The organism is Chitinophaga barathri (assembly GCF_003807585.1).
GTDB lineage: Bacteria > Bacteroidota > Bacteroidia > Chitinophagales > Chitinophagaceae > Chitinophaga > Chitinophaga barathri.
Genome location: NZ_RMBX01000001.1, coordinates 263,432 through 286,196, shown reverse-complemented (window position 1 = coordinate 286,196; position 22,765 = coordinate 263,432). Strand labels below are relative to the sequence as shown.

Below are 22,765 nucleotides of genomic sequence, written 5' to 3'. Positions count from 1 at the left end.
TCATTATTCTGGCAATAAATAATGTTATAATTTGGCGCCCAAATCAAAATAAAACATTCATGAAACAAAGAGCAATTTATCCAGTGACGCTGTTTTTTCTTTTGTTGTGCTCAACAGCCTACTCCCAAAAACTTTCTGTAAACGATAATGTGATCAACGTCGGCATTGGTTTCGGTTCCACTTATTCTTTCAATTCCTCCTACAACGGTTTCCCCGCCCTCAGCGTATCTTACGAGCGCATCTGGCCCAAAGAGATCGGCCCCGGCCTGCTGGGCGTAGGCGCCATCGTGGGTTACCGCAGCCTGGCGTACAAATACAATATCGGTGACAACCGTTATAAGGATAAGTTCAACACGCTGCTGATCGCTGCGCGCGGTACTTATTACTGGGAAAAACTGGTGACTGAAAAGTACAATGTATACGGCGCTGCGCTGATAGGTGTACGTACCGAAAACTACAAAGCAGACGGCGCTCCCGGCGTTTTTGTAGAGGACAACACCGTGAATCCTTTTGTAGGTGTTGTAGTAGGCGGCCGTTATTATTTCACCTCAAACATCAGCGTTTTTGCGGAGCTGGGCTACGACATCAGCTGGACCAAAGCGGGTATCAGCGCAAGATTCTAAGAACTGTATCTATAAGACATAAAAAAAGAGCGGTGACAATCACCGCTCTTTTTATTTTGTGGCAATCAATGCCTAACTTTTTTTACGGAATGCCGCATCAAGTGAATACCGGCCGCTGCCCAGGATAAATATCACGATGGAAAGCCCGAGATAAACAAATGCAAGCTCCTTCACCTGGAAAGGATCTTTGCCATGAGCTATGAAAAATGCCACCAGCATGGTGATAAAGATGGGGATTACGGACAGGCGGGTAAAGAAGCCCAGCAATACAAAGATGCCGCAGAAAAACTCCGCGAATATCACGAGTATCACTGTGGGTTTTATGCCGATGCCGATAATGTCCTGGAACATACCGAGCATAGCCTCATAGTTGGACAGTTTCCCCCAGCCATGATAAATAAATAAGCCGCCAAAGAGAACTCTCAGCAGGAGTGCAGCCAGGTCGGTACTGAATGGTTGAATGTTAAGGATGCTGTTCTTCATATTGTAATGGTTTGTAGGTTATGTACGCATCAAAAATAAGGGGAATATTTAACTTTGCACAGGGTGAAATGCGACTTTGTTAGGGTGTGGATTACGCAGGTAGCATGGTGGGTTGTACCAGGGGATACCGGTGTAGTGCTGTTTCTGGGCCGGGAAAGTGCCCGGGCAGAGCAGTAGATAGGCGATAAAGGAGCGGAGTATGTCTGCAAATATCTTCATGCGGGGTCAGGGAGCGGGAATGAATTTTTCCATGGTCATCCAGTATTTGTCCTTGTAAATGCGGTAATTCACGTCGATATTCAGCGGGTAATTATCCAGGTAGGCGGCGGTTTGCCGGGATATTTCCCGGAATTCGCGGCAGGCTATAAAAATGAAGCGGGAGCCGCCTTCCGTGCTTCTGCCCAGGTACAGATGACCTTCTTTTTCATGCAGGCTGTCCAGCAGGCCGTCCTCGAAATCGCCCAGGGCCTCGTTCATGTCCGCGGAAGGCATGCCATTGTCGTTCGCATGAAATTCATGTTCTACCACCAGCATCCAGGGATGGGAGGGTTTGGCATCCCATTCCAGCAGTTCGGAGTTGATGCAGGCGATCAGCGGCATGTCGTAATTGTCGTGGCCTTCTACGACGGAGTAAAGGTCGTTTTCATTATTGCTGCGGGTGCCTTTGTATTTTTCCACGAATTCTTTTTCGCGCCAGCGCAGGAAATCTTCCAGTTTTTCGAGCGGGATCAGCGTTTCCCCGATGCCGCTTCCAAATTGTATATTGTCTATCAGTGTGGCGGTATCCAGCTCCCCGAGGGCGTTTTCGAGGAAGATCATGATGCCGTTGCCGATCTCTTTTTTGTTTTCTTCGTTGTAGTCCGTATGTACAAAAGTGATATCTATCTCGTCGGGGTACTCGTTGTTTTCATTGCTGTAAAAACTGATGTTCTGGCTGCTGAACTCATAGCCGTTCATGCCGATTTTGATCTCGGAGAAACCGAGGCCTGGTTTCAGCGCGGTAAATTTCCAGCCGCGCAGGGGAGGGGCGGCGGCCACCAGGTCTTCCACGAACACGAAGGACTTGATGTCCCCTTCGGCGGATATCACCATTTCAACGGTTTGTTCGTCATATTTGCCGGCCAGTGAATAAAAATGTTCGTTGAGCTGGTGCAGTTGCGGGATCACTTTATCCATGAACCGGCTGTCTATATCCGTTCCTTTGTCCAGCACCTTGTAAAATTCCTTATCGTGGCGGGCAAACCATTTCCAGAAAGAGGCATTGGTCATGACCTCCACTTTTTCCTTTTTGCCGAATAACCTGCTGATAAAGCTCATAGGAAAGGATTATTAAACAATAATACAAATATTTGCATCCCTGCCAATGCGATATGTCTTTTTTTAATGATTTGCACCTGTCATCTGTTTTTTTACTACTTTTAATTCAACAAGGAATCACCAAAATCGTTTTAACCGTCTTATCCCGTCTATCGGTTCATGCAGAATATTCCACATAGTGAAAAGGAGTTGTTGCGCCTGCTTGCGGACGGAGACGAGTATGCCTTCCAGGTTATTTTCGAACGGCACTGGGATGCCGTGTTTTCCACTGCTTTATTACTCACCAAATCCGCCACCATCGCTGAAGACGTAGCGCAGGACGTGTTTGCCATGATCTGGGAAAAACGCGCCACACTGGCCGGGGTGGACAGCCTGGACGGTTTCCTGTTCATTTCCGCCAGGAATATGATCTATTCCCGCTTCCGGAAGCTGGCTTCGCAAGACGCTTACCGGAAGTACATCCTTTCCTGTTTCCGGGAAGACGGGGCGGAGCGCGTGGATGACGCGGCGGAGCTACGTGAGCTGGATCGTACCATCCAGCAGGCCATCAGGCGGCTGCCGCCTCAGCAGCAGAAGGCTTTCAGGCTGAGCCGGTATGAAGGCATGCGGCACGAGGAAATAGCTGTTACCATGGGTGTTTCCCGTATTACCATTAAAAGTTACATTGTACAGGCCATCGCCAGTCTCCGCAAAGCCCTGGCCAACCACCCCTCAGGCGCCCACCTGCTCGTCTGGGCCGTGTTTTTATTCCATTCCTGACTTTTTTGCCCGGTTGTATCCTTTCATCCCCGGATCTATTTTACCCCGCTTTCCCGCCAAGGGAAAGGGATTTCATTATTTCCCGCATTTTTTTTCAACAGCGGCACCTCCCTTGGGGCATGTCGCGCGTCTTTACATTGTTCAGGCTTCCCAGGCCCGGGCTTTAATTTAATACACGTTATGGATCAGAAAACTTTTGATGCATTGCTGGACAGGTTCCTAAGCGAGGATTTAAGCCGGGAAGAGGCCGAGAAGGTATTGCATTCCCTCACGGACGAGGGCATGCGCCGGCGATGGGAGGCCGCCATCAGCGGGCTGCTGGAAAACCGGGAGCTTCACGGCATGTCAGATCCCGCGCGCCGGGATGCGGTCCGCAAATCCATCCTTGCAAAACGCCCCACCCCCGTAAAAGAGACACCTACCCGTTTCGGGTACCTGAGATATGCCGCCGCCGCTGTATTTGTCGGGGCAGCGGCCGTGCTGGTCGTCCTGGACCAGCCCAAACCACGCAGCCGGCAGCAGCAGGCCAGCCAGGCGCAGGGCGCCGGCCAGGTACAGCCTGGCGGCAACAAAGCCGTGCTTACCCTCGCGGATGGCAGCCGCATTACGCTGGACAGTGCGGGCAACGGCGCCATCGCCAGCCAGGGCAATGTACAGGTGATCAAGCTGGACAGCGGGCAGCTGGCTTACAACGCCTCCGGCGTTTCCGGCAAAGGTCGTGCAATAGGTTACAATACACTGGCCACGCCACGCGGCGGGCAGTTCCGCATCATATTGCCCGATGGCAGCAAGGTATGGCTCAACGCAGCGTCATCGCTCCGTTTCCCGAACGCTTTTGAAGGAAAGGAAAGGGAAGTGCAGCTGAGCGGCGAAGCTTATTTTGAAGTGGCGAAAAACCCTTCCATGCCGTTTAAGGTAAAGGTGAACGAAATGGCCGTGCAGGTGCTGGGCACGCATTTTAATGTAATGGCCTACCCTGACGAACCGGGCATACGCACCACCCTGCTGGAAGGCGCGGTGAAGGTGCAGCACGGCACGCAGGCGGTGCAGCTGGCCCCCGGGCAGCAGGCGCAGCTGAGCCCTGCCGGGAGCATCACGACGCAGGATGGCGTGGATGTGGAAGAAGTGGTGGCCTGGAAAAACGGTTATTTCCATTTTAACCGCGAAAGCCTCCAGGGCGTGATGCGGCAGATAGGCAGGTGGTACGACGCGGAGATCACCTACGAGGGACAGATCGCGCCCAGGCAGTTCGGCGGTAAGATCGAAAGGAGCAGCAGCGTGACCGAAGTGCTGAAAATACTCGAATTAAGTAAAGTGCATTACAGGATCGAAGGAAAGAAAATAATTGTAATGCCGTAGTTCAATATTCGTTATGAAAAAACAAACAGTTATGAAGAAACACTAACAGCAACACTGGCCCATAAAAAAACCGGCCCGATGGCAGTCGGAACCGGCAGAGATCGTAAGGGCAAACCATGATGAAATCATTCCACGGTATTCCGCAACCCCGGCTTGTTTGAGCCGGGCGGGATTCTTTTACCCTAACAAACCAAAATTATGCAATTTATTCCTGATTGTACGCGGTATTTTAAATGGCGGCTGATCGCCAAAACACTGCTAGTTATGAAGTTTTCCTTGATTATTTTATTGTGTGCATGTTTGCAGGTGAGTGCCCGGGGATACGCCCAGAGCGTAACTATCTCCGAAAGGAACGCGCCGCTGGAAAAAGTATTCCGGTATATTGAAAAACAAACTGGCTATGTCTTCTTCTTTGACCATTCCCTCATCGACAAAGCAGCGCGCGTCAACGTCAACTTTAAAAACTACCCGCTGGATCTCGCACTGGACCTTTGCCTCAAAGACCAGCCGCTTACTTATTCCATCGTTGGTAAAAACATCGTGATCAAACAGAAGGAACAGAGCTTTGTCACGAAGATCATATTCGACGCACAGCAGGACACCCTGATCGTGGCCTCGGGTAAGGTAACGGACGACAAAGGCCAGGGCCTTCCCGGCGCTTCTGTGATGGTAAAGAACTCTTCTACCGGTACTGCTACGGATGTGAATGGAGCTTATAAATTCAAGGTGCCACGGGGCGCCGTGCTGGTCGTGTCTTACATCGGCTACAAAAGCCAGGAAACACCTGTGACCGGCACAGACCCCATCAACTTTGTACTGGCACAGTCCGTGAGCAGCACAGACGAGATCGTGGTGATAGGTTATGGTACCGCGCGTAAATCGGACCTGACAGGTTCCCTCTCCCAGATCAAATCAAAAGACATTACCTCCTATCCGACCACCAATATCATGCAGGCCCTCAGCGGCCGCGCGCCGGGCGTGCGGGTGATGCAGAACAATGGCTCGCCGGGTGGCGCCATGAGCGTGCGTATCCGGGGGGTGAACTCCATCCTGGGCGGAAACGAACCGCTGTACGTGATAGATGGTTTCCCTGTCTCCGGTAATCCCACCTTTTTACAAAACTCGGATATCGCATCCATTGAAATATTAAAGGATGCTTCTTCCACTGCGATCTACGGTTCACGTGGCGCAAACGGTATAGTGATGATCACTACAAAAAGCGGCCGGAAAAAAGAACAGACTTCCGTGGACGTGGAATTTGGTTACACCACACAGCGTGTATCCAAAAAAATGCCGCTCATGAACGCGCAGCAATACGCCACACTGTACAACGAACAGGCGAAGAACGACGGCCTGGCCCCTTATTTCACGCAGGGCCAGATAGACAGTTTGTCGGCGAACCCGGGTACGGACTGGCAGGGCCTGGTGCTGCGCGACGCCCCGATGTTTACGGCCAGCGCCACGGTGAACGGGGGGACGGAGAAAACGAAGTTCTCCATTTCCGGCGCCGCATTTACGCAGGATGGCATTGTGCGCAACAGCGACTATAAACGATATAATATCCGCGCCAATGTTGAGCACGACATCAGCAAGATATTTACCGTGAACTACAACGTGATCCTTACCCGGCTGAACAGCAACCGGAAAAACCAGGAGCCCGGCAACCGCGGTAACGATCTCATTTCCGCCATGCTGATGTCTCCCCCGAGCCTCACGCCTTACCTGCCCAATGGATCCTATCGCAGGTTAAACACCGCTTATCCTTTCATCTCAAACGTGATCGTGAACCCGCTGGTGCCGTTGCATGAGCAGTCTGACCTGATCAAGGGCGACCGCGTGTTCGCCAATGCGGCCTTAGTGATCAAACCCTGGAAAGACCTGAGCATCAGGATTTCCGGTGGTATCGAGAACTCGAACGACCGGGTGGACCAATACAACAACATCGAGCCCTCTGTCAATTCCGTGGGCAGCGCCAATGTGTTTACGGACCAGACGACGAGCCTGCTGAATGAAAACGTGGCCACTTACAGCAAACAGTTCGGTAAACATACCCTGAATGTAACCGCGGGCTTCACATACCAGGATTATACTTTCAACACCCTTCGCGGGTCCGGTCAGGGTTTTCTCAGTGATATTACCGGCACCGGCAACCTCGGTAGCGCAAATACGCCCGGCATTCCCGGCTCAGGATACAACAAATGGGTGCTGTTGTCTTATCTCGGCCGTTTGAATTATAACTACAACGACAAGTACCTGCTTACCGTAAGTTTCCGCAGCGACGGTTCTTCCCGTTACTCCGAAAGCAACAAATGGGGGAACTTCCCTTCCGCAGCGCTTGCCTGGAGGGTTTCCAGCGAGGACTTCCTGAAACAGAGCAAAGTCATTTCAGACCTGAAGCTGAGGGCCAGCTACGGCGGTACGGGCAGCACGGCGGTAAACCCTTATCAGACGTTGAACCAGCTCAGCTCTTCCAATACTATCTTTGGGGACGCATTGTACATCGCGTTTGCACCGGGCACCACGCTGCCCGGGGATCTGCGCTGGGAAACCACCCGGCAGTTTGATGCCGGTATGGACATTGCTTTTCTCCGCAACGCGCTGCGTTTTACAGCTGATTTTTACCAAAAGAAAACCACTAACCTGCTGAACAATGTGCAATTGCCCGCTTCCATGGGCTATCGCACCACGGTGCAGAACGTGGGCGAGATCCAGAATACCGGCGTTGAGCTGAACCTTGAAGCGGATGTGCTGCAGGGAGATGTGAACTGGACGCTGGCGGGCAATATTGCATTCAACCGCAACAAAGTGCTGAAACTCTATAACGGGCAGGACATTTTCGGCAGAACTTTATATACCGGCTCACTGAACGACTATGTGAACCTTCTCCGTGAAGGCCAGCCACTGGGCATCTTCTATGGTTACAAAGAAATAGGGTATACCGAAACCGGCAATCTCCGGTACGAAGACATCACCAAAGACGGGATTATCAGTGCGGAGGATAAAACTTACATCGGCGATCCCAATCCTGATTTTATTTATGGCCTCAGCTCCATCACCGCCTGGAAAGGGTTTGAGTTGACCGTATTTATCCAGGGCAGCCAGGGCAACGACATCTTCAACCTGAACAAAGCCGCCAGCCTCGATCTGGGCATGGGGCTGAACCTGCCCCGCGAAGTGTACGAAGATCACTGGACGCCGGAAAATACCAATGCCAAATACCCGAAGATCACACGGAACCTGGCGGGCAACATGAGTACCCGCTTTGTGGAAGACGGCAGTTACCTGCGTTTTAAAAACATCCAGCTGGCCTACAACCTGCCGGTGCGCAATTTTGGCTGGAAATGGTTCAAAAGCGCGCAGGTGTACGCCAGCGGGCAGAACCTGATCACCTTCACCAAATATTCCTGGTACGATCCCGAGATCAACGCCTATGGTGGCGCCAACTCTATCAGTCAGGGTATCGACTATTCCACGTACCCGACGAACAAATCGGTGACCTTCGGCGTCCGTTGCGGGTTCTAATCCATTTCTTTACACTAATCATTGCATATGAAACAGTATTTGCTCATCATATTATCCGTTCTGCTGCTGGCTTCCTGCACCAAAATGCTGGAAGAAAAGCCAAAGTCCATTGCGGCGGAACTTTTTTATAACACCCCGGCTGAAGTGGAGGCCGGTCTGAATGCGATATATGTGCCTTTACGTCAGGAGGGCGCGCTGGGCGCACTATACCAGTGCCAGATGGAGATCTACACGGAATATATGTACGGCCGCGGCAGCCATGCCCCTTTGAATGATTACATTGGTCTTGACAATACCAATATTACCCGTGTGGGCGGCATGTGGACCAATTTTTACCTGTCTATCCGTAATGCGAACATCGTAATCCAGAAAACGCCGGAAGGCAACCAGCTGTCCGACGCGGAAAAACAGCGTTACCTTGCGGAAGCGCGTTTCCTGCGCGGGCTGTCGTATTTCTACCTGGTGCGGAACTGGGCCGGCGTGCCGATCCGTACAGAGTTCAATATGGATTCCATCAACCTGAAAAGGAGCACGCAGGCGGAAGTGTATGCCTTTATCATGGAAGATCTGCAATATGCCGAGCAAAATCTGCCGGACGTGCCCCGCCTGGGCGGCACACCTTCCAAACTCGTGGCCAAAACCGTGCTCACGGATGTACTGATGAACCTGAACCGTTACGCGGACGCCAAAAACAAGGCGCTGGAAGTGATCAGCTCGAATAAGTTCTCCCTCGTGAATGTAACAGTGGCAGCCGATTTTGACAAGCTCTTCGGGCCGGACATCACGTCTTCCACGGAAGAGATCTTCTATCTCAAATATTCCCGGACGCCGGCGGGGCAAGGCTTCGGGTACCTGATATATGCGCATTACCCCGGCTCCGGTTATTATCCCCCCGGCGGTTATTATACGTTCTATAGCGATTCCGAGCAAAATAGTTTTATCAAAAACTGGGATAAAAACGATCTGCGTTATACTTTTAACTGGTACTCGCAAACTTTCGGCCTGGGCGCCACTACGCTCATCAACCGAAAGTTCAGCGACAAAACCACGACCACCAGCGGCGGAAACGATTATCCCATGTACCGTTACGCGGATATCCTGATGTTTTACGCGGAATGTGTGGCACAGGCGGACGGCGCGCCCAATGCGGACGCCATGGAAAAACTGAACATGGTACACCGCAGGGCCTATGGCAAAAATCCGCTCATTGCTGACCCCGCTGTGGATTTTAAGCTGGCGGATCATAACAGCAAACAGGCTTTTATTGACCTGGTGGTAAAAGAGAGGGCATACGAGAACTGCTCCGAAGGCAAACGCTGGCCGGACCTGAAGCGCCTCGGCATTGCCGGGCAGGTGATACAGGCGGTGAAAGGCAAAACGGTGCTGCCGAAGCATTTGCTCTGGCCCATTCCCACGATCGAATACAATTATAACAAAGCAATAGACCCGGTAAAAGACCAGAATCCCGGCTACTAAAAACTTACCAGCATGATGAAATTACGAATCCTTTTAATCCTTTGCCTGGCGGGCGTTTCCACCGGGCTTTCCGCGCAGTCTGTGCGGGAGGTGGACATTTGCGTATACGGCGGCTCCTCCGCCGGCGTAATTGCCGCTTACACCGCCAAAAAACTGAACAAAACGGTATTGCTGATAGAACCGGGCAAACGCCTTGGCGGCCTCACCTCCGGCGGCCTGGGCTACACCGATATCGGGAACAAATATGCCATCACCGGCATTTCCCGCGATTTTTACCGCCGCGTCGGCAAACATTACGGCAAGTTTGAGCAATGGATATTCGAGCCGAGCGTAGCCGAACGTACCTTCCAGGAATACATCCGCGAAGGAGATGTGGAAGTGCTGTACCAACACCGTCTCACCGGCGCGCAAAAAACGGGCGGGCGTATTACGGAGATACAGCTGGAACCCTCAGCAGGCGGCACCGCCAAACATTCCGTGATCCGCGCCAAAATGTTCATAGATTGTTCCTACGAAGGCGACCTGATGGCCAAAGCCGGCGTGAGCTATACAGTAGGCCGCGAAGCCAATGCACAGTACAACGAAACTTACAACGGCGTGCAGCTGCTGAACAAACACCAGTTCCCCGACGGCATCGATCCGTACAAAGAACCGGGCAAGCCGGAAAGCGGCCTGGTATGGGGCATCAGCACAGAGCCGCTGGCACCGCATGGCGCCGGCGACAAAAAAGTGCAGGCGTACAATTTCAGGATATGCCTCACGGACCAGCCGGACAATATGATACCCATCACCCGGCCGGAAGGATATGATCCCGCCCGTTATGAGCTGCTGGCCCGCGTGGTGGAAAAGGCGAAACCCGGCGGCCTCAGCCATTTCCTCAAATTCGACCTCATGCCCAATCATAAAACGGACATCAATAATAATGGCTCGTTTTCCACGGACATGATCGGCATGAATTACAATTACCCGGAAGCGGACTACGCTACGCGCGAAAAGATCACCAAAGAACATGAACTGTATAACAAGGGCTTGTTGTATTTCATCGGTCACGACCCGCGTATGCCCCAGCACCTGCGTGAAGCCATGCTGAAATGGGGCTACCCGAAAGATGAATACCAGGACTTTGGCAACTGGAGCCCCCAGATGTATGTGCGTGAAGCGCGTCGCATGGTGGGCGCCTACGTGATGACGCAGGCCAATTGTGAAAGCAAGGAAGTAGTGAAAGACGGTGTGGGCATGGCCGCTTACACAATGGATTCGCACAACTGCCAGCGTATTGTGCAGAACGGGATGGTGAAAAATGAAGGTGACGTGCAGATCGGCGGTTTCGGGCCTTACCCGATCAGCTACCGTTCTATTATCCCGAAAGCGGAGGATTGCGAAAACCTGCTGGTGCCGGTTTGCCTGTCCGCCACGCATATTGCTTACGGCTCCATCCGCATGGAACCTGTGTTTATGGTACTGGCGCAATCTTCCGCCACTGCCGCCGTGGCCGCGATAGACGGCAAAACTTCCGTGCAGAAAGTGGACATCAGCAAAATACAGCAGCAGCTGAAAGCCCGTCCGCTGGCAACGAACAGCACCGCCGAGATCCTCGTGGACAACGACGATGCCGCGCATGTGGTGAAAAAAGGCGAGTGGAAGCAGGAGAAAAAAGGCGCTTACGGTCCTACCTTTTATGTGGCTGACAAAAGCAGCCAGGCCATGTCCCTGCGCTTTACACCTGACGTGCTCACAGCCGGTACCTACAAGGTATACACCTATGTACCGAAAGTGGCCGGCCTTTCATCCACCACGCACATCAGCGTGTACAACGGGCAGAAGGAAAGCAAGGTGCCTTACACGGCGGAGTCCGTGCGCGTGGAAGGACAAACCTCCGGCGAATGGGTGGACCTTGGCAGTTACGTATTCCCCAAAGGCAAAAAATCCTTTGTGGAGATCACCAGCGAAGGCGGTGATGGCGTAACGGTAGCAGATGCTGTGTTGTTTATTCCTGTAGGGAAATAACTGTTAGCTAAAATGGTTTTACCAGCCGGGCGGATGTATTTCCGCCCGGTTTTTTTATTCCGATTGCTGGAGCCGGCGGCTTTCTTCGTTTGCGCCTGCCTCCCGCGAAGGGCGTGTGTTTTTGCTGCCCTGGCTGAAGCGGTAGCTGAAAAAGAGCGTGATATTCCTGGTGTCCCATTTACGGGAAGAAAACCCGGTGACACCATTCAGCCGGTCGTAGTCCTGCCTGTCCACCCGGGTGTATGCCATATCTCTTACATTCAGTTTGATCACGCCGTTGCTCCGCAGTATCTTTTTGCCGATGCCCGCATGAATATGCCAGCTGGCGGCCTGGGTGAACTGTGCGTATGCCTGCGGCGTGCTGTAGCCGCTGTTTATCTCCGCGCTCCAGGTCTCCAGGAAATTGAACTGCTGTATGAGATTAAAATTCCAGTTGTCCGCCGTGAAGCGGATAGGCAGGTTGTACAGCGTGGCGTCCGTGCGGGTGCTGGTGTACAGCACGGTGGGGTTTGCCGTCCACCAGGAGGCGGGTTTGAGCGTGGCGTCCAGCGTAAAGCCGGTGACAGTTCTGTTGCCGATGTTCTGCGGGCGGCGGTAAAATATGTCGTCCCGCACTTCGATGGTAGCGTCTATCCCGTCGCGCAGGCGGTTGTGAAAAACGGATGCGGTGTAAGCATTGCGGTAGGTGTAGGAAAGCTCGGAGTTGATGGAGAACTGCGGCAGCAGTGCGGGATTCCCCTGGTCCCAGGTGAAGCGGTCGCGGGGCGCGGCGAAAGGAGTGAGGTCTGTGTACCCGGGCCGGTCTATGCGCCTGCCCAGGGCAAGGGATAGCTGGTGCTCGCCGGTACTGCCGGGTTTGTAAGTGACGAACAGGGTAGGGAAGAGCTGGGTGTAATTGCGTGAAAAAGCAGTATCCCGCGCGTCTTTCGACGCTGGCTGGTTTCCTTTGGCGCCGGTATGCTCCAGGCGCAGCCCCAGCTGGTAAGTGAACCGGCGGAACGTTCCCTGGTAGCTGGCATATGCCGCATGAATGTTCTCGCGGTAATTGAACTGCTGCGTAATGTTGAACTCCGGCAGGTTCCCGGTATAAACGGCGCGGTTCTCCGTTCTCATAAAAGAGGATTTATAACCGGCCTCCAGTTTGGCGCCGTTGCGCAGCGGCAGTTTGTAGTCGGCTTTAACGGTGAAGATGTGGATGTCGAAAGGTTGTACGCCGGACAGGCTTTCCGCATAACCGCCGGGCTGGCTGATGCTGTAATTATCAAAACTATTTCTTTGGAGGAAGGAGATATAATCAAGGTCGGCGGATATTTCATGGCCTGTGCTGTCGTAGCGGTGTTGCAGGTAGATGTTGGCAAATATGTTATGATGATTGCGCGAAGCGCGGTTGTCCGCCGAAATGGCCGTGTCCGATGCTGATGCTTTGTAAGTCTGCTGTGTCTGCGGTTGCGCGTTTTCGCCACGGTGAAAATAATTGTAAGTAGCCGATCCGCCCATCGTGGTTTTGGGGGTCAGGATGTAATCGGCGCCGAGTTTTACCAGTATCTGGTCGTACGTTATTTTGTTGAAACTGGCCTGGGACACGGTACGGTCCGCGTAATGCCTTTCGCTGGTAAAATCCGAGAAACCGGTGCCTTTGTAATTGTAGAGGTTGCCGTACAGGTTGAGGCGGTCCGCGCGGTAGTTGAAGTTCGCGCTCTGCGCGATCCTGGTGTATCGGCCCTGCGTATTATCGAAGTTCACCGTGCCGTTGAAGCCCCGGGCTTTCCCTTTTTTAAGGACGATATTGATGATGCCCCCGTTCCCCGCCGCATCGTATCCCGCCAGCGGGCTGGGCATGATCTCGATCCTGTCCAGGATGGCCGCCGGCAGCGATTTGATGTAATTGGTCAGTTCTGTGCCTTGCAGGTAAGAGGGTTTCCCGTCGATGTATATGGTCACGTCCTGTTTGCCTTTCAGGCTGATGACGTCATTGTCCACCTTCACGCCGGGGGATTGTTCCAGCACTTCCAGCGCGTTGCTGCCCGCGTTGGACAACAGGGCGTCCACGTTGATGATGGTCTGGCCGGGTTTTCTTTCGATCAGCTGTTTCTGGCTGGTGATAGTGACGCCTTCCAGCTGCCGGACCTTTGGCGGAGGAATAGAATCCCCCTGCAACTGCCGCCCGGCGGAAAGCAGGGCTTTCTGTCTGACGGAAGGAACCGAATCCTTCGGCTGTGCCTGAACGCCGAAGGAGAAACACAATAGGAACAAGAAAGTACGCATAGCGGTCGTGTTTTATCCGGCAAATGAACGCCATAATAAGGCCTGCGGGCCGCGTTTTCGCCTAACGATGGCTTTGGGAAGGCATAAGACAGGCACGGGCTGTTTTGAGCCGTTTTAATGCTGAAAAGCGGGTGAAATATGTCGTTCGCCGAATAAGAACGGCGGATGGTAGAATATCCTTAATTTAGGCCTCGACTGATGCGGAAACATTATTATATCGCCAATAGCCGTGTGCTTACACACCTTCTTTTCTGGGTCTGTTACATGCTCGTCAATACCGGCGTACATGCGGAAGCGGAGCGGGGCACGCTGTTTTATTTCCTCGAAGAACTGGGAGGGCTGCCTGCCGCTGTCCTGGTGGCTTATGTGAATATGTACGTATTGTTCCCCCGTTTTTTTCTCCGGAAAAAATACCTGGCATATACGGTTTCCGCTGTCCTGCTGCTTTTTGTGGGTTCGGTGATCAACCGCATCGTCCAGGAAAAGTTCTTTGAACCGGTATTTTACCCGGATACCACTTACCGCGAGCAGGTGTTCGTCTGGTACATGATCTTCAAAGGCATGCTCTGGTTCCTCAGCCCGGTGCTGCTTTTTACGCTGGTGGTAAAAATATTCTCCCAATGGTTCTCCCAGGAGCAACGCCACCAGGAGATCGTACGTGAAAAACTCGAAGCGGAACTGAATTTTCTCAAAGCGCAGGTGCATCCGCACTTTCTTTTTAATACGCTCAACAACCTCTACTCACTCACATTGCAGGCCTCCCCGGCGGCGCCAAAAGTGGTGCTGAAACTCTCCGGACTGATGAGTTATATGCTCTACGATTCCCGCGCGGACAACATCCTGCTGGACAAAGAGATCACGCACATCCGCAATTACATCGAGCTGGAAAAGATCCGGTACAGCCAGCCGCTGGACGTTTCCTTCAATGTATCCGGCGATGTGAACTGCAGGCAGATTGCACCCCTGCTGCTGATCCCCTTTGTGGAGAACGCCTTCAAACATGGCGTGAGCAACGAGACCGACCCCGTCTGGGTGACGATAGACGTGAAGGTGAAAGACGATGTACTCAGCGTAAAAGTGGAGAACAGTCATACGGAAAACGATGCATTCCCGGCCGCTGATGCGGAGAACAACGGCATCGGCCTGCGGAACGTGATCCGCCGGCTGGAACTGCTGTATCCCGGCAGGCATACGCTGGCGCTGAAGAAGGAGTCCGGCCGCTTTACCGTGGACCTGAAAATAAACCTGGAAGGATGAACAAGATCAAATGCCTGGTAGTGGACGATGAACCCCTGGCGGTGGAAGTGCTCGTGAAATACATCGGCCAGCTGGATAGCCTGAGCCTCGCCGGCACCTGCCACAATGCGATAGACGCCTTGCAGTTCCTGCAAAAGAACCGTGTAGACCTGCTCTTCCTGGACATTCAAATGCCAAAGCTCAGCGGCATCGACTTCCTGAAAACATTACCGCAACGCCCCAAAGTGATCTTCACCACCGCCTTTCGTGATTACGCCCTGGATGGTTTTGAACTGAACGTACTGGATTACCTGCTGAAACCCATTCCCTTCGAACGGTTCCTGGTAGCCATCAATAAATATCACGCCACGCAGGAAGCCTCGGTAACCCTGCCTTCCATGCTCGTATCCCCGGCAACAACAACTGCCGCGGATACTTTCATCTATCTGAAAGCGGATAAAAAAATGGTAAAGGTGTTTGAGAAGGACATCCTGTATATCGAAAGCCTGAAAGACTATGTGAAAGTAAAAACCACGGACAAGGAGATCATCAGTTACCAGCGGATCACATACCTGGAAGAAAAACTTCCCGAAGGCCGTTTTCTCCGCATCCACCGTTCCTACATCATCGCGGTGGACAAAATACGGTCGTTCAACAGTACCACGATCGAAGTGGGGGACCAGGAGCTGCCCATCGGGCGGCAATACCGCGCGGAAGTTATGCGCGCGCTGGGCGTGAAAGAATAACTATGCTCTTCCGCCTTCCAGCCAGGTCTTAAAATCATTTACCCTTTCCCTGCTGATGATCACATCTTCGGCGGCTGCCGGCTCCAGCTGGAGTATGAGGCGGCTGTTGTAATAAGCCATGATCTTTTTAATAGCGTCTATGTGGATGATGAACTGGCGGTTGATGCGGAAAAATACGTGTTTGTCCAGCAGCTTCTCGATCTGGTCCAGCGAATAATCCAGCGGCATCCGCTGCTGTGCGAAGGTGGTGGCCCAGGTGACACCTTTCGAGAACTGGAGGTAAGCGATGTCTTTTGCTTTTACATAGATCAGCTGGTTGTTGATCCGGCCAATGAACCGCGTATGGTCGCGGCGCAGGAACTCCTCCGCAATGCGGGTGATATCCACCTGGTAATTTGGCGCCGGGCGGAACTGTTCGAACTTTTGTAAAGCATTGCACAGCTCCTTCTGCTCGATCGGCTTCATCAGATAATCGATGCTGTTCAGTTTAAATGCCTGCAGGGCGAAACCATCATAGGCAGTGGTGAAAATGACCGGCGTATGCACTTTGGTATGGGTGAACATTTCAAAACAGTTGCCGTCGGACAGCTGGATGTCCATAAACATCAGGTCTACCGGATGCTGCTCCGCGAGCCATTGCGAGCCCTGCGCGATGGATTCTATGATGCCAAGCACTTCCACGTCGGGATTACACTGGCGGATCAGCTGGATCAGCCTTTCCGCGTTATGTACTTCGTCTTCAAATATCACTACATTCATGATTGCTGGATAACCGGTATTTTAACAATGAACAGATCGTAGGAGGGAAACACCTGGATGCCTTTGCCAATGGCCAGCTCGTACCTTTTATGAATATTTTCCAGCCCGATGCCCGAGGGTGTTTCAGGATTACTTCTCGCCCTTACTTTGTTGGTGATCACCAGTTCGTCTCCTTCGCTTTTGATCGTGATCAGCAGCGGGTCGTTGGACGAAAAACGGTTGTGTTTGATGGCGTTCTCTACCAGCAGCTGCAAGGTAGCGGGCGGTATCATGCCTTTGGCCCTGATCTTTTCACCGATCTCCACGGAGCAGCGGATACTGTTCTGGTGGCGGATGCGGATAAGGAAGAGGTATGAATCGAGAAAGTCCAGTTCGGTCTGTACCGGCACGAGGTTCTCAAATTTTTTGTCGAGGATGTACCGGTAGGTTTTGGCCAGCTGGGTGATGTAGTCCGCCGCCACATCAGGGCTTTTGTACACGAGGTTCGTCAGCACGCTGAGGGAATTGAAGAAAAAGTGCGGGTCTATCTGGTTGCGCAGCGCGTCATATTTCGCCTGGATGTTCTCACGCATCAGCCTTTCCGTTTGCAGCTGGTATTCCTTCCAGCCTTTATAATAGTAGATGATACCGTTGAACGTGAGTATAAGCACATAGAAAAGGAACGTGCCGAAGTTGAGGTCATAACTGAGGCTGCTGGCGCTTTCCCAGGCTTCGTAACGGTGGTAGAGCAGTACGTCGAAGGCGGAGTATACCAGCCCGAAGCCAATGGAAGCGAACATGCCGTAGATAAGGAGGCTGATGGCCAGGGCGACGAGTTTTTTAGGCCCGGTATGCCGCTCCACCCAGGCGGAAAGCCGGATGGCGCCTTCCCAGACGAGCAGCCCGTACACGACGTACACGATGCTGAACATCTGGCCTCTCATGCTCCATACATGCATATCTTCCACAAAACTGTGATCGAAGGATTTGAAGATCGTGCTGAGGATATAGAGGATCAGTATCCTGGTAAGATATCGGAAAAGCTTGCTGGTGAATAGTCTGTCGTGCTTTTGAAAATCCATATTGGTGATTCGCTTCATTAAAAGTATGCATTTTCCCTAAACCAGGAGAATGCCTCGCGTACGGCAGTCTCCACCGGTGTGTATTGGAGTTGTAGCTCACGTTCTGATTTACGGCCGGAGTAATAGTTTTGCAGGCATAAAAGATACGCGGACGTATAATTGAGCCGGGGAGAGCGGCCGGTAAGCCCGGCAAGCATGGAACCGGCCATCCCGGCCAATTTCAGAAAGAAGGGAGGAATCCTTACGAGCAATGTTTTGCGGTGCTGCACCTGGTCTATCAGCCGGAAAAACTCCCGGTAGCTCAGGTTCTGTCCCGCCAGCAGGTAACAATCCCCCGTCTTTCCCTGATCGATCGCCTTCACAATGCCCCGGCACACGTCCTGGATATGGACAAAATTTTTCCCGCCGGGTGGATAAAACAGTATTTTTTTGCCTACGCCATACAGCAACAGTTTGCCCGAACTGGGTTTCACATCATTCGGCCCGATCATAAAAGTAGGGTTCACGATCACGGCGGGCAGGCCCGCATGTTCCACCTGCTCCAGCACGTATTGCTGCGCGAGATATTTGCTGTTGATATAACCGGAGTTGGCGTTAAAAAGTGAAAACCCGTTCAGCTCGCTGCCGGGATTGGTGCGGCTGCCCGGCCCGATGGTGTTCGCGGTGCTGACATATACCAGCTTCCGCACCTGGTGATGAAGACAGGCCTGCACCACATAACGGGTACCGGTGAAATTGATCTTTTCATATTCCTCGAAGGAAACGCCCCATTGGTCTGTGATACAGGCGGCGTGCACCACGATGTCGCAGCCTTCCACTGCCTGCATTACATGGTTGATATCGTCCAGGCGGCCGGAGAATATCTCGCATGGAATGTCCGCGATGGCCTTCAGGTCCGCCGTGGGGCGCACCAGTATCTTTACTTCATAACCCAGGCGGTACATTTCCCGGGTAAGGTTGGAGCCGAGGAAGCCATTGGCTCCGGTGATCAGCACTTTGGTCATATCGAATAACTGATTTCTTTTTTTACCTCCCTGGACACCAGCCGCAACTTAAAGCCGGCGGGAAGCAATTGCATGAGGAAATGGCTGATCCTGTTCATGAGGCCGGGGATGATCACCGGGTAACCCGCCAGCGTCATCCGGATGGCTTTCCGCGCAATGTCCGGCGTGGGCAGCAGGCCCATTTTGCCTTTCAATCCCTGGCTGATGATCCTGCGCGAGGTGCCGGAATTGGTGAGTATAGGCCCGGGGTACACGACGCTCACGGAAATACCGGTGCCTGCCAGCTCTTCCTTCAGGCCCAGTGAAAATACGGAAATAAAAGCCTTGGAAGCCGGGTACACCGTTTTGTAGGCAATAGGCGTAAAAGCCGCCATGCTGGAGATGTTCATGATATAACTCCTCTCGTGCCGCAGCATGTGCGGGATCAGCTGGCGGGTGATCAGCGCCGTGCTGCGCACGTTCAGCATAATGATCTTATCGATCCTTTCCAGGGAGGTATCTGTAATGGATGCCGTGCCGCCGATGCCGGCGTTGTTGATCAGGAAGTTGACCGGGTATTGCCGGAGAATATCGTCGATGCGTTTTTCGAGCTCGTCCGCATCCGTCAGGTCAAATTCAAAAAACCTTACGTCCACGTTGTATTCCAGCATCAGCTGTTCCGCCAGGGAAGCGGTATTGCCGCCGGGAAGCGCCACGAGCACGATGTGCATACCCATGCGGGCGCACTGGATGGCAAATTCCCGGCCCAGTCCTGAACTGGCGCCTGTGATCAGCGTGTATTTCATTGTTCGGCGAGTGATTTAAACTTCGACATGGTTTTGATGAGATTGTTGTGCACGATCGGGTCCGATACCCAGCGGGGTATCTTGCGGCTGCGGTCCGTGGTGATAAAGTAGGTGACCTTCACGTTCCCGGAATGCATGTTTTCCAGCACCCATTTTCCTTTTGTGCCGGATAGGCGCATGATGCCTTCTTTTTCGGGGAAGGCGCTGTGGTGAGTGCTCTGGAAACTGACTTCGGAATCAGTGCTCTGGAAGGCGAGGCAGCAATCCTGGTTGTCGAAGGGCCAGGGGATATCGTACTGTATGTAGCTGATCCAGCGGTTTTCTTCCGGCAGGGGCAGCACGCGGTATTCTTTGGCGTTTACATTCCATTCACGGCCTTTCACGGGGTCTTTCAGCAGGCTGATCAGGTTGCCGCGACTGGCCCTGACGAGGAACACCGCTTTGATCTCCCTGACCTTTTCGTTGTTGCCCGCGGCGATCCAGCGTTCGTACAGGAATATATTTTCAGATTGTTTGACCAGTTTGAATTCCTCCGCGGGCAGTTTGCCTGCGATTAGTGGCTGGATAAAGACCGCGCTCATGATTAATATGGTTATGATACGTTTCATGCTTTGGCATTTAAGGGCAAATTTGAGGGGAACGGGATGCCTGGCCATGGATTATCCGTCGAACTGTTGAGTTGAGGGGTTGAGTTGTCAGGGGAGCTGTTGTGTGGCAGAAAGGTGGTCAAAGGGGGTAAATGCGCAAATTACCCCCTTCAAAGTGAGGACGCCGGAGTAAAAAGCTTCGACGTCGAGGTAAAAAGGGAGGAAAAGGTACTTCGGAAGCACAAAGTCGATACCTGGAAGTACAAAAAGGTACTTCGGAAGTACAAAGTCGATACCTGGAAGTACAAAAAGGTACTTCGGAAGTACAAAGTCGATACCTGGAAGTACAAAAAGGTACTTCGGAAGTACAAGGTCGATACTTGGAAGTACAAAAAGGTCCTTCGGAAGTACAAAGTCGATACTTAGAAGTACAAAAAGGTCCTTCGGAAGGAGAAAGTTCTCGTTCGGAAGAGCAATTTCAAGTTGAAAGAAACAAAAAGGTCCTTCGGAGGGAGAAAGTTCTCGTTCGGAAGGGCAATTTCAAGCTAAAAGAAACAAAAAGGTCCTTCGGAGGGAGAAAGTTCTCGTTCGGAAGAGCAATTTCAAGCTGAAAGAAACAAAAAGGTCCTTCGGAAGGAGAAAGTTCTCGTTCGGAAGAGCAATTTTAAGCTAAAGTAATCTAATAAGGTACTTCGAATTGGGGAAAGGGGGTAAACCGGGATAAAATAGTGCAATAGGAATAGGCCTTACTGCGCTTTCGTCCAGACGGTGGTCCTCCCGAACATGGAGATCCCCACATAACCGCGGATATCTAGGGTATTGCCTTTGTGTTTTATTTTGCTGCTGTAGGTTTTCCCGCTCTTGGGATCGTAGATCTTACCATCTTCCCATTCGCCGTCATCGTATTCAAAATCCGTCAGGATCACCATATTTATGATGCTGCGGTTGCGCAGGGAAGCGTCCGCATTTTTGCTGTCTTTCCGGGGTGTTTTCCCATCCGCCTCATATGCATTGGCGATCCACACGATCTTGCCGTAATATTTATCGCCCGTGCGGTAGATCTGGATCTTTGCGTCTTTTTCTTCATTGAGCCAAAGGCCAACAATGGCGTCCGCGCTCTGGGCTTTGGCATAAACGGGGATCATCAGCAAAAGCAGGGCTGCCAGCAATATGTTTTTCATGGGTCCGGTTTTGATTAACCCTTCAAATATCGGGTAAAAAGCAATATAAACGTTTCCACACCATGACTTTATGGTGCGTAATAATCTCTACAGTTACACGTCATTTACCCCGCTTTTTCCAGTTATTTCATATGGCATGGTTCTTTCGCCGGTTATTAAAAAAATACCATGGCAAAGGGAAATGATCTTACCGACAACAAACGCGATGAGGACCGCATGAAAGGCACCCCCGCGAGTATGGACCTGCCGCAGATGCACGACATACCCGGCCAGGAAAATGTAAAGCCCGCGCCCCTCGGCGAGCTGGCCGATACTACCGCCTCCTCCGACGATGAAGAAGGCAAAGGCCTGCTGGACAACCTGGAAGAAACCACCGACGAAAACGAACAACTGCTCCAGGGCGATGATAACGTAACTGATGAAGAACGCCGCATCCTGGAAGACGCCGCCACCCGCGACCCGGCGTATGAAGAAGAAGAACGTATGCATAAAGCCGAAGTGGATATGACAGACGAAGACGGCGACCCGCTGAACGAAGGAGAGGAGCTGGATGTGCCCGGCAGCGAAGATGATGACGAAATGGAAGATATCGGCGATGAAGATGAAGAAAACAATGAATACAGCATCGATAAAAATGATGACTAAAAACTGATCCTTATGGCAAAGATGGCAAAAAGAAAACTGGCGGTGGACAAAGTCAGCAAACACGAAGAAGGACCCGTGGCGGAAGCGATAGAAGAGCAGACGGCAAAGCTGCCTTCGGATGCCTTTTTATGGGCGGCTGTGGGCGCCATGAGCGTTTCGCTGGCGCTGCAATGTTTTGGCCGGAAACACGCAAGTCTTTTTATCGGGCAATGGGTGGCGCCTTTCCTGCTTTTCGGTATTTACAACAAAATGGTAAAACAGCAGGGGCACGATCAGAAGGGATAAATGATCATCGATATAATGCACGGCGGATTCCTGCCCGGACCTCATCCGGCAGGCTGCCCGGCATTTGCCTGTCTACATAATTTTCCTGAAAGTAATATTAATGCGCGCACCGAGCGGCTTCGTCGTTTTCGGGATGGCGTGTTGCCAGTAATGCTGTGTGGCGTCCGCCATGATCAGCACGCTGCCGTGCGTCAGTACCACTGAGCGTTTCATGGAGCGGTTCATGTAATGGCGCAATTGGAATTCACGCTCCGCGCCGAAACTCACCGAACCTATCACGGGGTTCAGGCCAAGAGAACTTTCGTTGTCCCGGTGCCAGCCCATACTATCCTGCCCGTTGCGGTAAAAATTCAATAAGGCGCTGTTAAAAGATTGCCCGGCCACGGCTTCCGCTCTTGTTTTGATGGCGAGCAATGCCTCCGTCCAGGGGACCGGCTGCATCGTGATGCCGGAGTAACTGTAGGCCTTGCCTTCATCCCCGTACCAGGCCGTGAGGCGGGGTTGCATCACGGTCTTCCCGAACATGATCACAGGTTCCTGTTTCCAGTTTATTTTTTCCTGTAATACTTCCAGGTAATGATCGCTTTCTTCCCTGGTGAACAGCGCGGGGAATAATACTGCCGTTCCATCCACCGGCAACAGGTTGTCCATATCCGGCAAAGATA

Annotated in this window: 20 protein-coding genes; 10 read left to right on the top strand and 10 right to left on the bottom strand. The window is 52.3% G+C overall.

What is annotated here, in order from left to right; genetic code table 11:
- Window positions 1-59 precede the first annotated feature (59 nt).
- Complete coding sequence (locus tag EG028_RS01035; RefSeq protein ID WP_123864495.1) at window positions 60-623, top strand: hypothetical protein; 564 nt, start codon at window positions 60-62, stop codon at window positions 621-623.
- A 72-nt stretch (window positions 624-695) separates the two neighbouring features.
- On the opposite strand, the gene EG028_RS01030 is transcribed toward EG028_RS01035, so the two are convergent.
- Together EG028_RS01030 and EG028_RS01025 are read right to left on the bottom strand one after the other, a co-directional pair.
- Window positions 696-1,106 (bottom strand): DoxX family protein, encoded by a 411-nt coding sequence (locus EG028_RS01030; RefSeq protein ID WP_120514188.1) that lies wholly within the window; start codon window positions 1,104-1,106, stop codon window positions 696-698.
- Between the two features lie 225 nt (window positions 1,107-1,331).
- Window positions 1,332-2,423 (bottom strand): DUF695 domain-containing protein, encoded by a 1,092-nt coding sequence (locus EG028_RS01025; RefSeq protein ID WP_120514187.1) that lies wholly within the window; start codon window positions 2,421-2,423, stop codon window positions 1,332-1,334.
- A 159-nt stretch (window positions 2,424-2,582) separates the two neighbouring features.
- On the opposite strand from EG028_RS01025, the gene EG028_RS01020 reads away from it, so the two are divergent.
- The 5 genes from EG028_RS01020 to EG028_RS01000 all read left to right on the top strand — a co-directional run bounded on the left by EG028_RS01020 (window position 2,583) and on the right by EG028_RS01000 (window position 11,546).
- Entirely contained in the window at window positions 2,583-3,182 is a 600-nt protein-coding gene (locus tag EG028_RS01020; protein ID WP_120514186.1) for an RNA polymerase sigma factor, read from the top strand.
- A 180-nt stretch (window positions 3,183-3,362) separates the two neighbouring features.
- Window positions 3,363-4,541, top strand: coding sequence for a FecR family protein (locus EG028_RS01015; RefSeq protein ID WP_120514185.1), 1,179 nt, complete (start codon window positions 3,363-3,365; stop codon window positions 4,539-4,541).
- A gap of 264 nt (window positions 4,542-4,805) precedes the next feature.
- Entirely contained in the window at window positions 4,806-8,063 is a 3,258-nt protein-coding gene (locus EG028_RS01010; RefSeq protein WP_120514184.1) for a TonB-dependent receptor, read from the top strand.
- Between the two features lie 27 nt (window positions 8,064-8,090).
- Window positions 8,091-9,539 (top strand): RagB/SusD family nutrient uptake outer membrane protein, encoded by a 1,449-nt coding sequence (locus EG028_RS01005; protein WP_120514183.1) that lies wholly within the window; start codon window positions 8,091-8,093, stop codon window positions 9,537-9,539.
- A gap of 12 nt (window positions 9,540-9,551) precedes the next feature.
- Window positions 9,552-11,546 (top strand): FAD-dependent oxidoreductase, encoded by a 1,995-nt coding sequence (locus EG028_RS01000; protein ID WP_241559033.1) that lies wholly within the window; start codon window positions 9,552-9,554, stop codon window positions 11,544-11,546.
- Window positions 11,547-11,600: 54 nt separating this feature from the next.
- Here the strand turns inward: EG028_RS01000 and EG028_RS00995 are convergent, their stop codons facing one another.
- Complete coding sequence (locus tag EG028_RS00995; protein ID WP_120514182.1) at window positions 11,601-13,811, bottom strand: outer membrane beta-barrel family protein; 2,211 nt, start codon at window positions 13,809-13,811, stop codon at window positions 11,601-11,603.
- Window positions 13,812-14,009: 198 nt separating this feature from the next.
- Between EG028_RS00995 and EG028_RS00990 the strand changes: the two genes are divergently transcribed.
- Window positions 14,010-15,068: a sensor histidine kinase gene (locus EG028_RS00990; RefSeq protein WP_120514181.1), complete on the top strand. Its 1,059-nt coding sequence runs from the start codon at window positions 14,010-14,012 to the stop codon at window positions 15,066-15,068.
- Window positions 15,065-15,793: a LytR/AlgR family response regulator transcription factor gene (locus EG028_RS00985; protein ID WP_120514180.1), complete on the top strand. Its 729-nt coding sequence runs from the start codon at window positions 15,065-15,067 to the stop codon at window positions 15,791-15,793. The genes EG028_RS00990 and EG028_RS00985 overlap by 4 nt, the downstream gene beginning before the upstream one ends.
- Here EG028_RS00985 and EG028_RS00980 read toward each other — a convergent pair whose 3' ends face one another.
- From EG028_RS00980 to EG028_RS00955, 6 genes are all read right to left on the bottom strand, one after another.
- Complete coding sequence (locus EG028_RS00980) at window positions 15,794-16,552, bottom strand: LytR/AlgR family response regulator transcription factor (protein ID WP_120514179.1); 759 nt, start codon at window positions 16,550-16,552, stop codon at window positions 15,794-15,796.
- Window positions 16,549-17,631, bottom strand: coding sequence for a sensor histidine kinase (locus EG028_RS00975; RefSeq protein ID WP_120514178.1), 1,083 nt, complete (start codon window positions 17,629-17,631; stop codon window positions 16,549-16,551). The genes EG028_RS00980 and EG028_RS00975 overlap by 4 nt, the downstream gene beginning before the upstream one ends.
- Entirely contained in the window at window positions 17,631-18,617 is a 987-nt protein-coding gene (locus tag EG028_RS00970) for an NAD-dependent epimerase/dehydratase family protein (RefSeq protein WP_120514177.1), read from the bottom strand. The genes EG028_RS00975 and EG028_RS00970 overlap by 1 nt, the downstream gene beginning before the upstream one ends.
- Complete coding sequence (locus tag EG028_RS00965; protein ID WP_120514176.1) at window positions 18,614-19,402, bottom strand: SDR family NAD(P)-dependent oxidoreductase; 789 nt, start codon at window positions 19,400-19,402, stop codon at window positions 18,614-18,616. The genes EG028_RS00970 and EG028_RS00965 overlap by 4 nt, the downstream gene beginning before the upstream one ends.
- Entirely contained in the window at window positions 19,399-20,010 is a 612-nt protein-coding gene (locus EG028_RS00960) for an START domain-containing protein (RefSeq protein WP_162946180.1), read from the bottom strand. The genes EG028_RS00965 and EG028_RS00960 overlap by 4 nt, the downstream gene beginning before the upstream one ends.
- A 725-nt stretch (window positions 20,011-20,735) precedes the next feature.
- On the bottom strand, window positions 20,736-21,170 hold the full coding sequence (locus EG028_RS00955; RefSeq protein WP_120514173.1) for a DUF2147 domain-containing protein: 435 nt from the start codon (window positions 21,168-21,170) through the stop codon (window positions 20,736-20,738).
- 168 nt (window positions 21,171-21,338) lie between these two features.
- Here EG028_RS00955 and EG028_RS00950 point away from each other — a divergent pair, with 168 nt between their 5' ends.
- Together EG028_RS00950 and EG028_RS00945 are read left to right on the top strand one after the other, a co-directional pair.
- Window positions 21,339-21,815, top strand: coding sequence for a hypothetical protein (locus tag EG028_RS00950; RefSeq protein WP_120514172.1), 477 nt, complete (start codon window positions 21,339-21,341; stop codon window positions 21,813-21,815).
- Window positions 21,816-21,827: 12 nt separating this feature from the next.
- Window positions 21,828-22,100: a hypothetical protein gene (locus EG028_RS00945; RefSeq protein WP_241559032.1), complete on the top strand. Its 273-nt coding sequence runs from the start codon at window positions 21,828-21,830 to the stop codon at window positions 22,098-22,100.
- Between the two features lie 72 nt (window positions 22,101-22,172).
- Here EG028_RS00945 and EG028_RS00940 read toward each other — a convergent pair whose 3' ends face one another.
- Window positions 22,173-22,751, bottom strand: a complete 579-nt coding sequence (locus tag EG028_RS00940; protein WP_120514171.1) for an alpha-ketoglutarate-dependent dioxygenase AlkB family protein — start codon at window positions 22,749-22,751, stop codon at window positions 22,173-22,175.
- Window positions 22,752-22,765 lie beyond the last annotated feature (14 nt).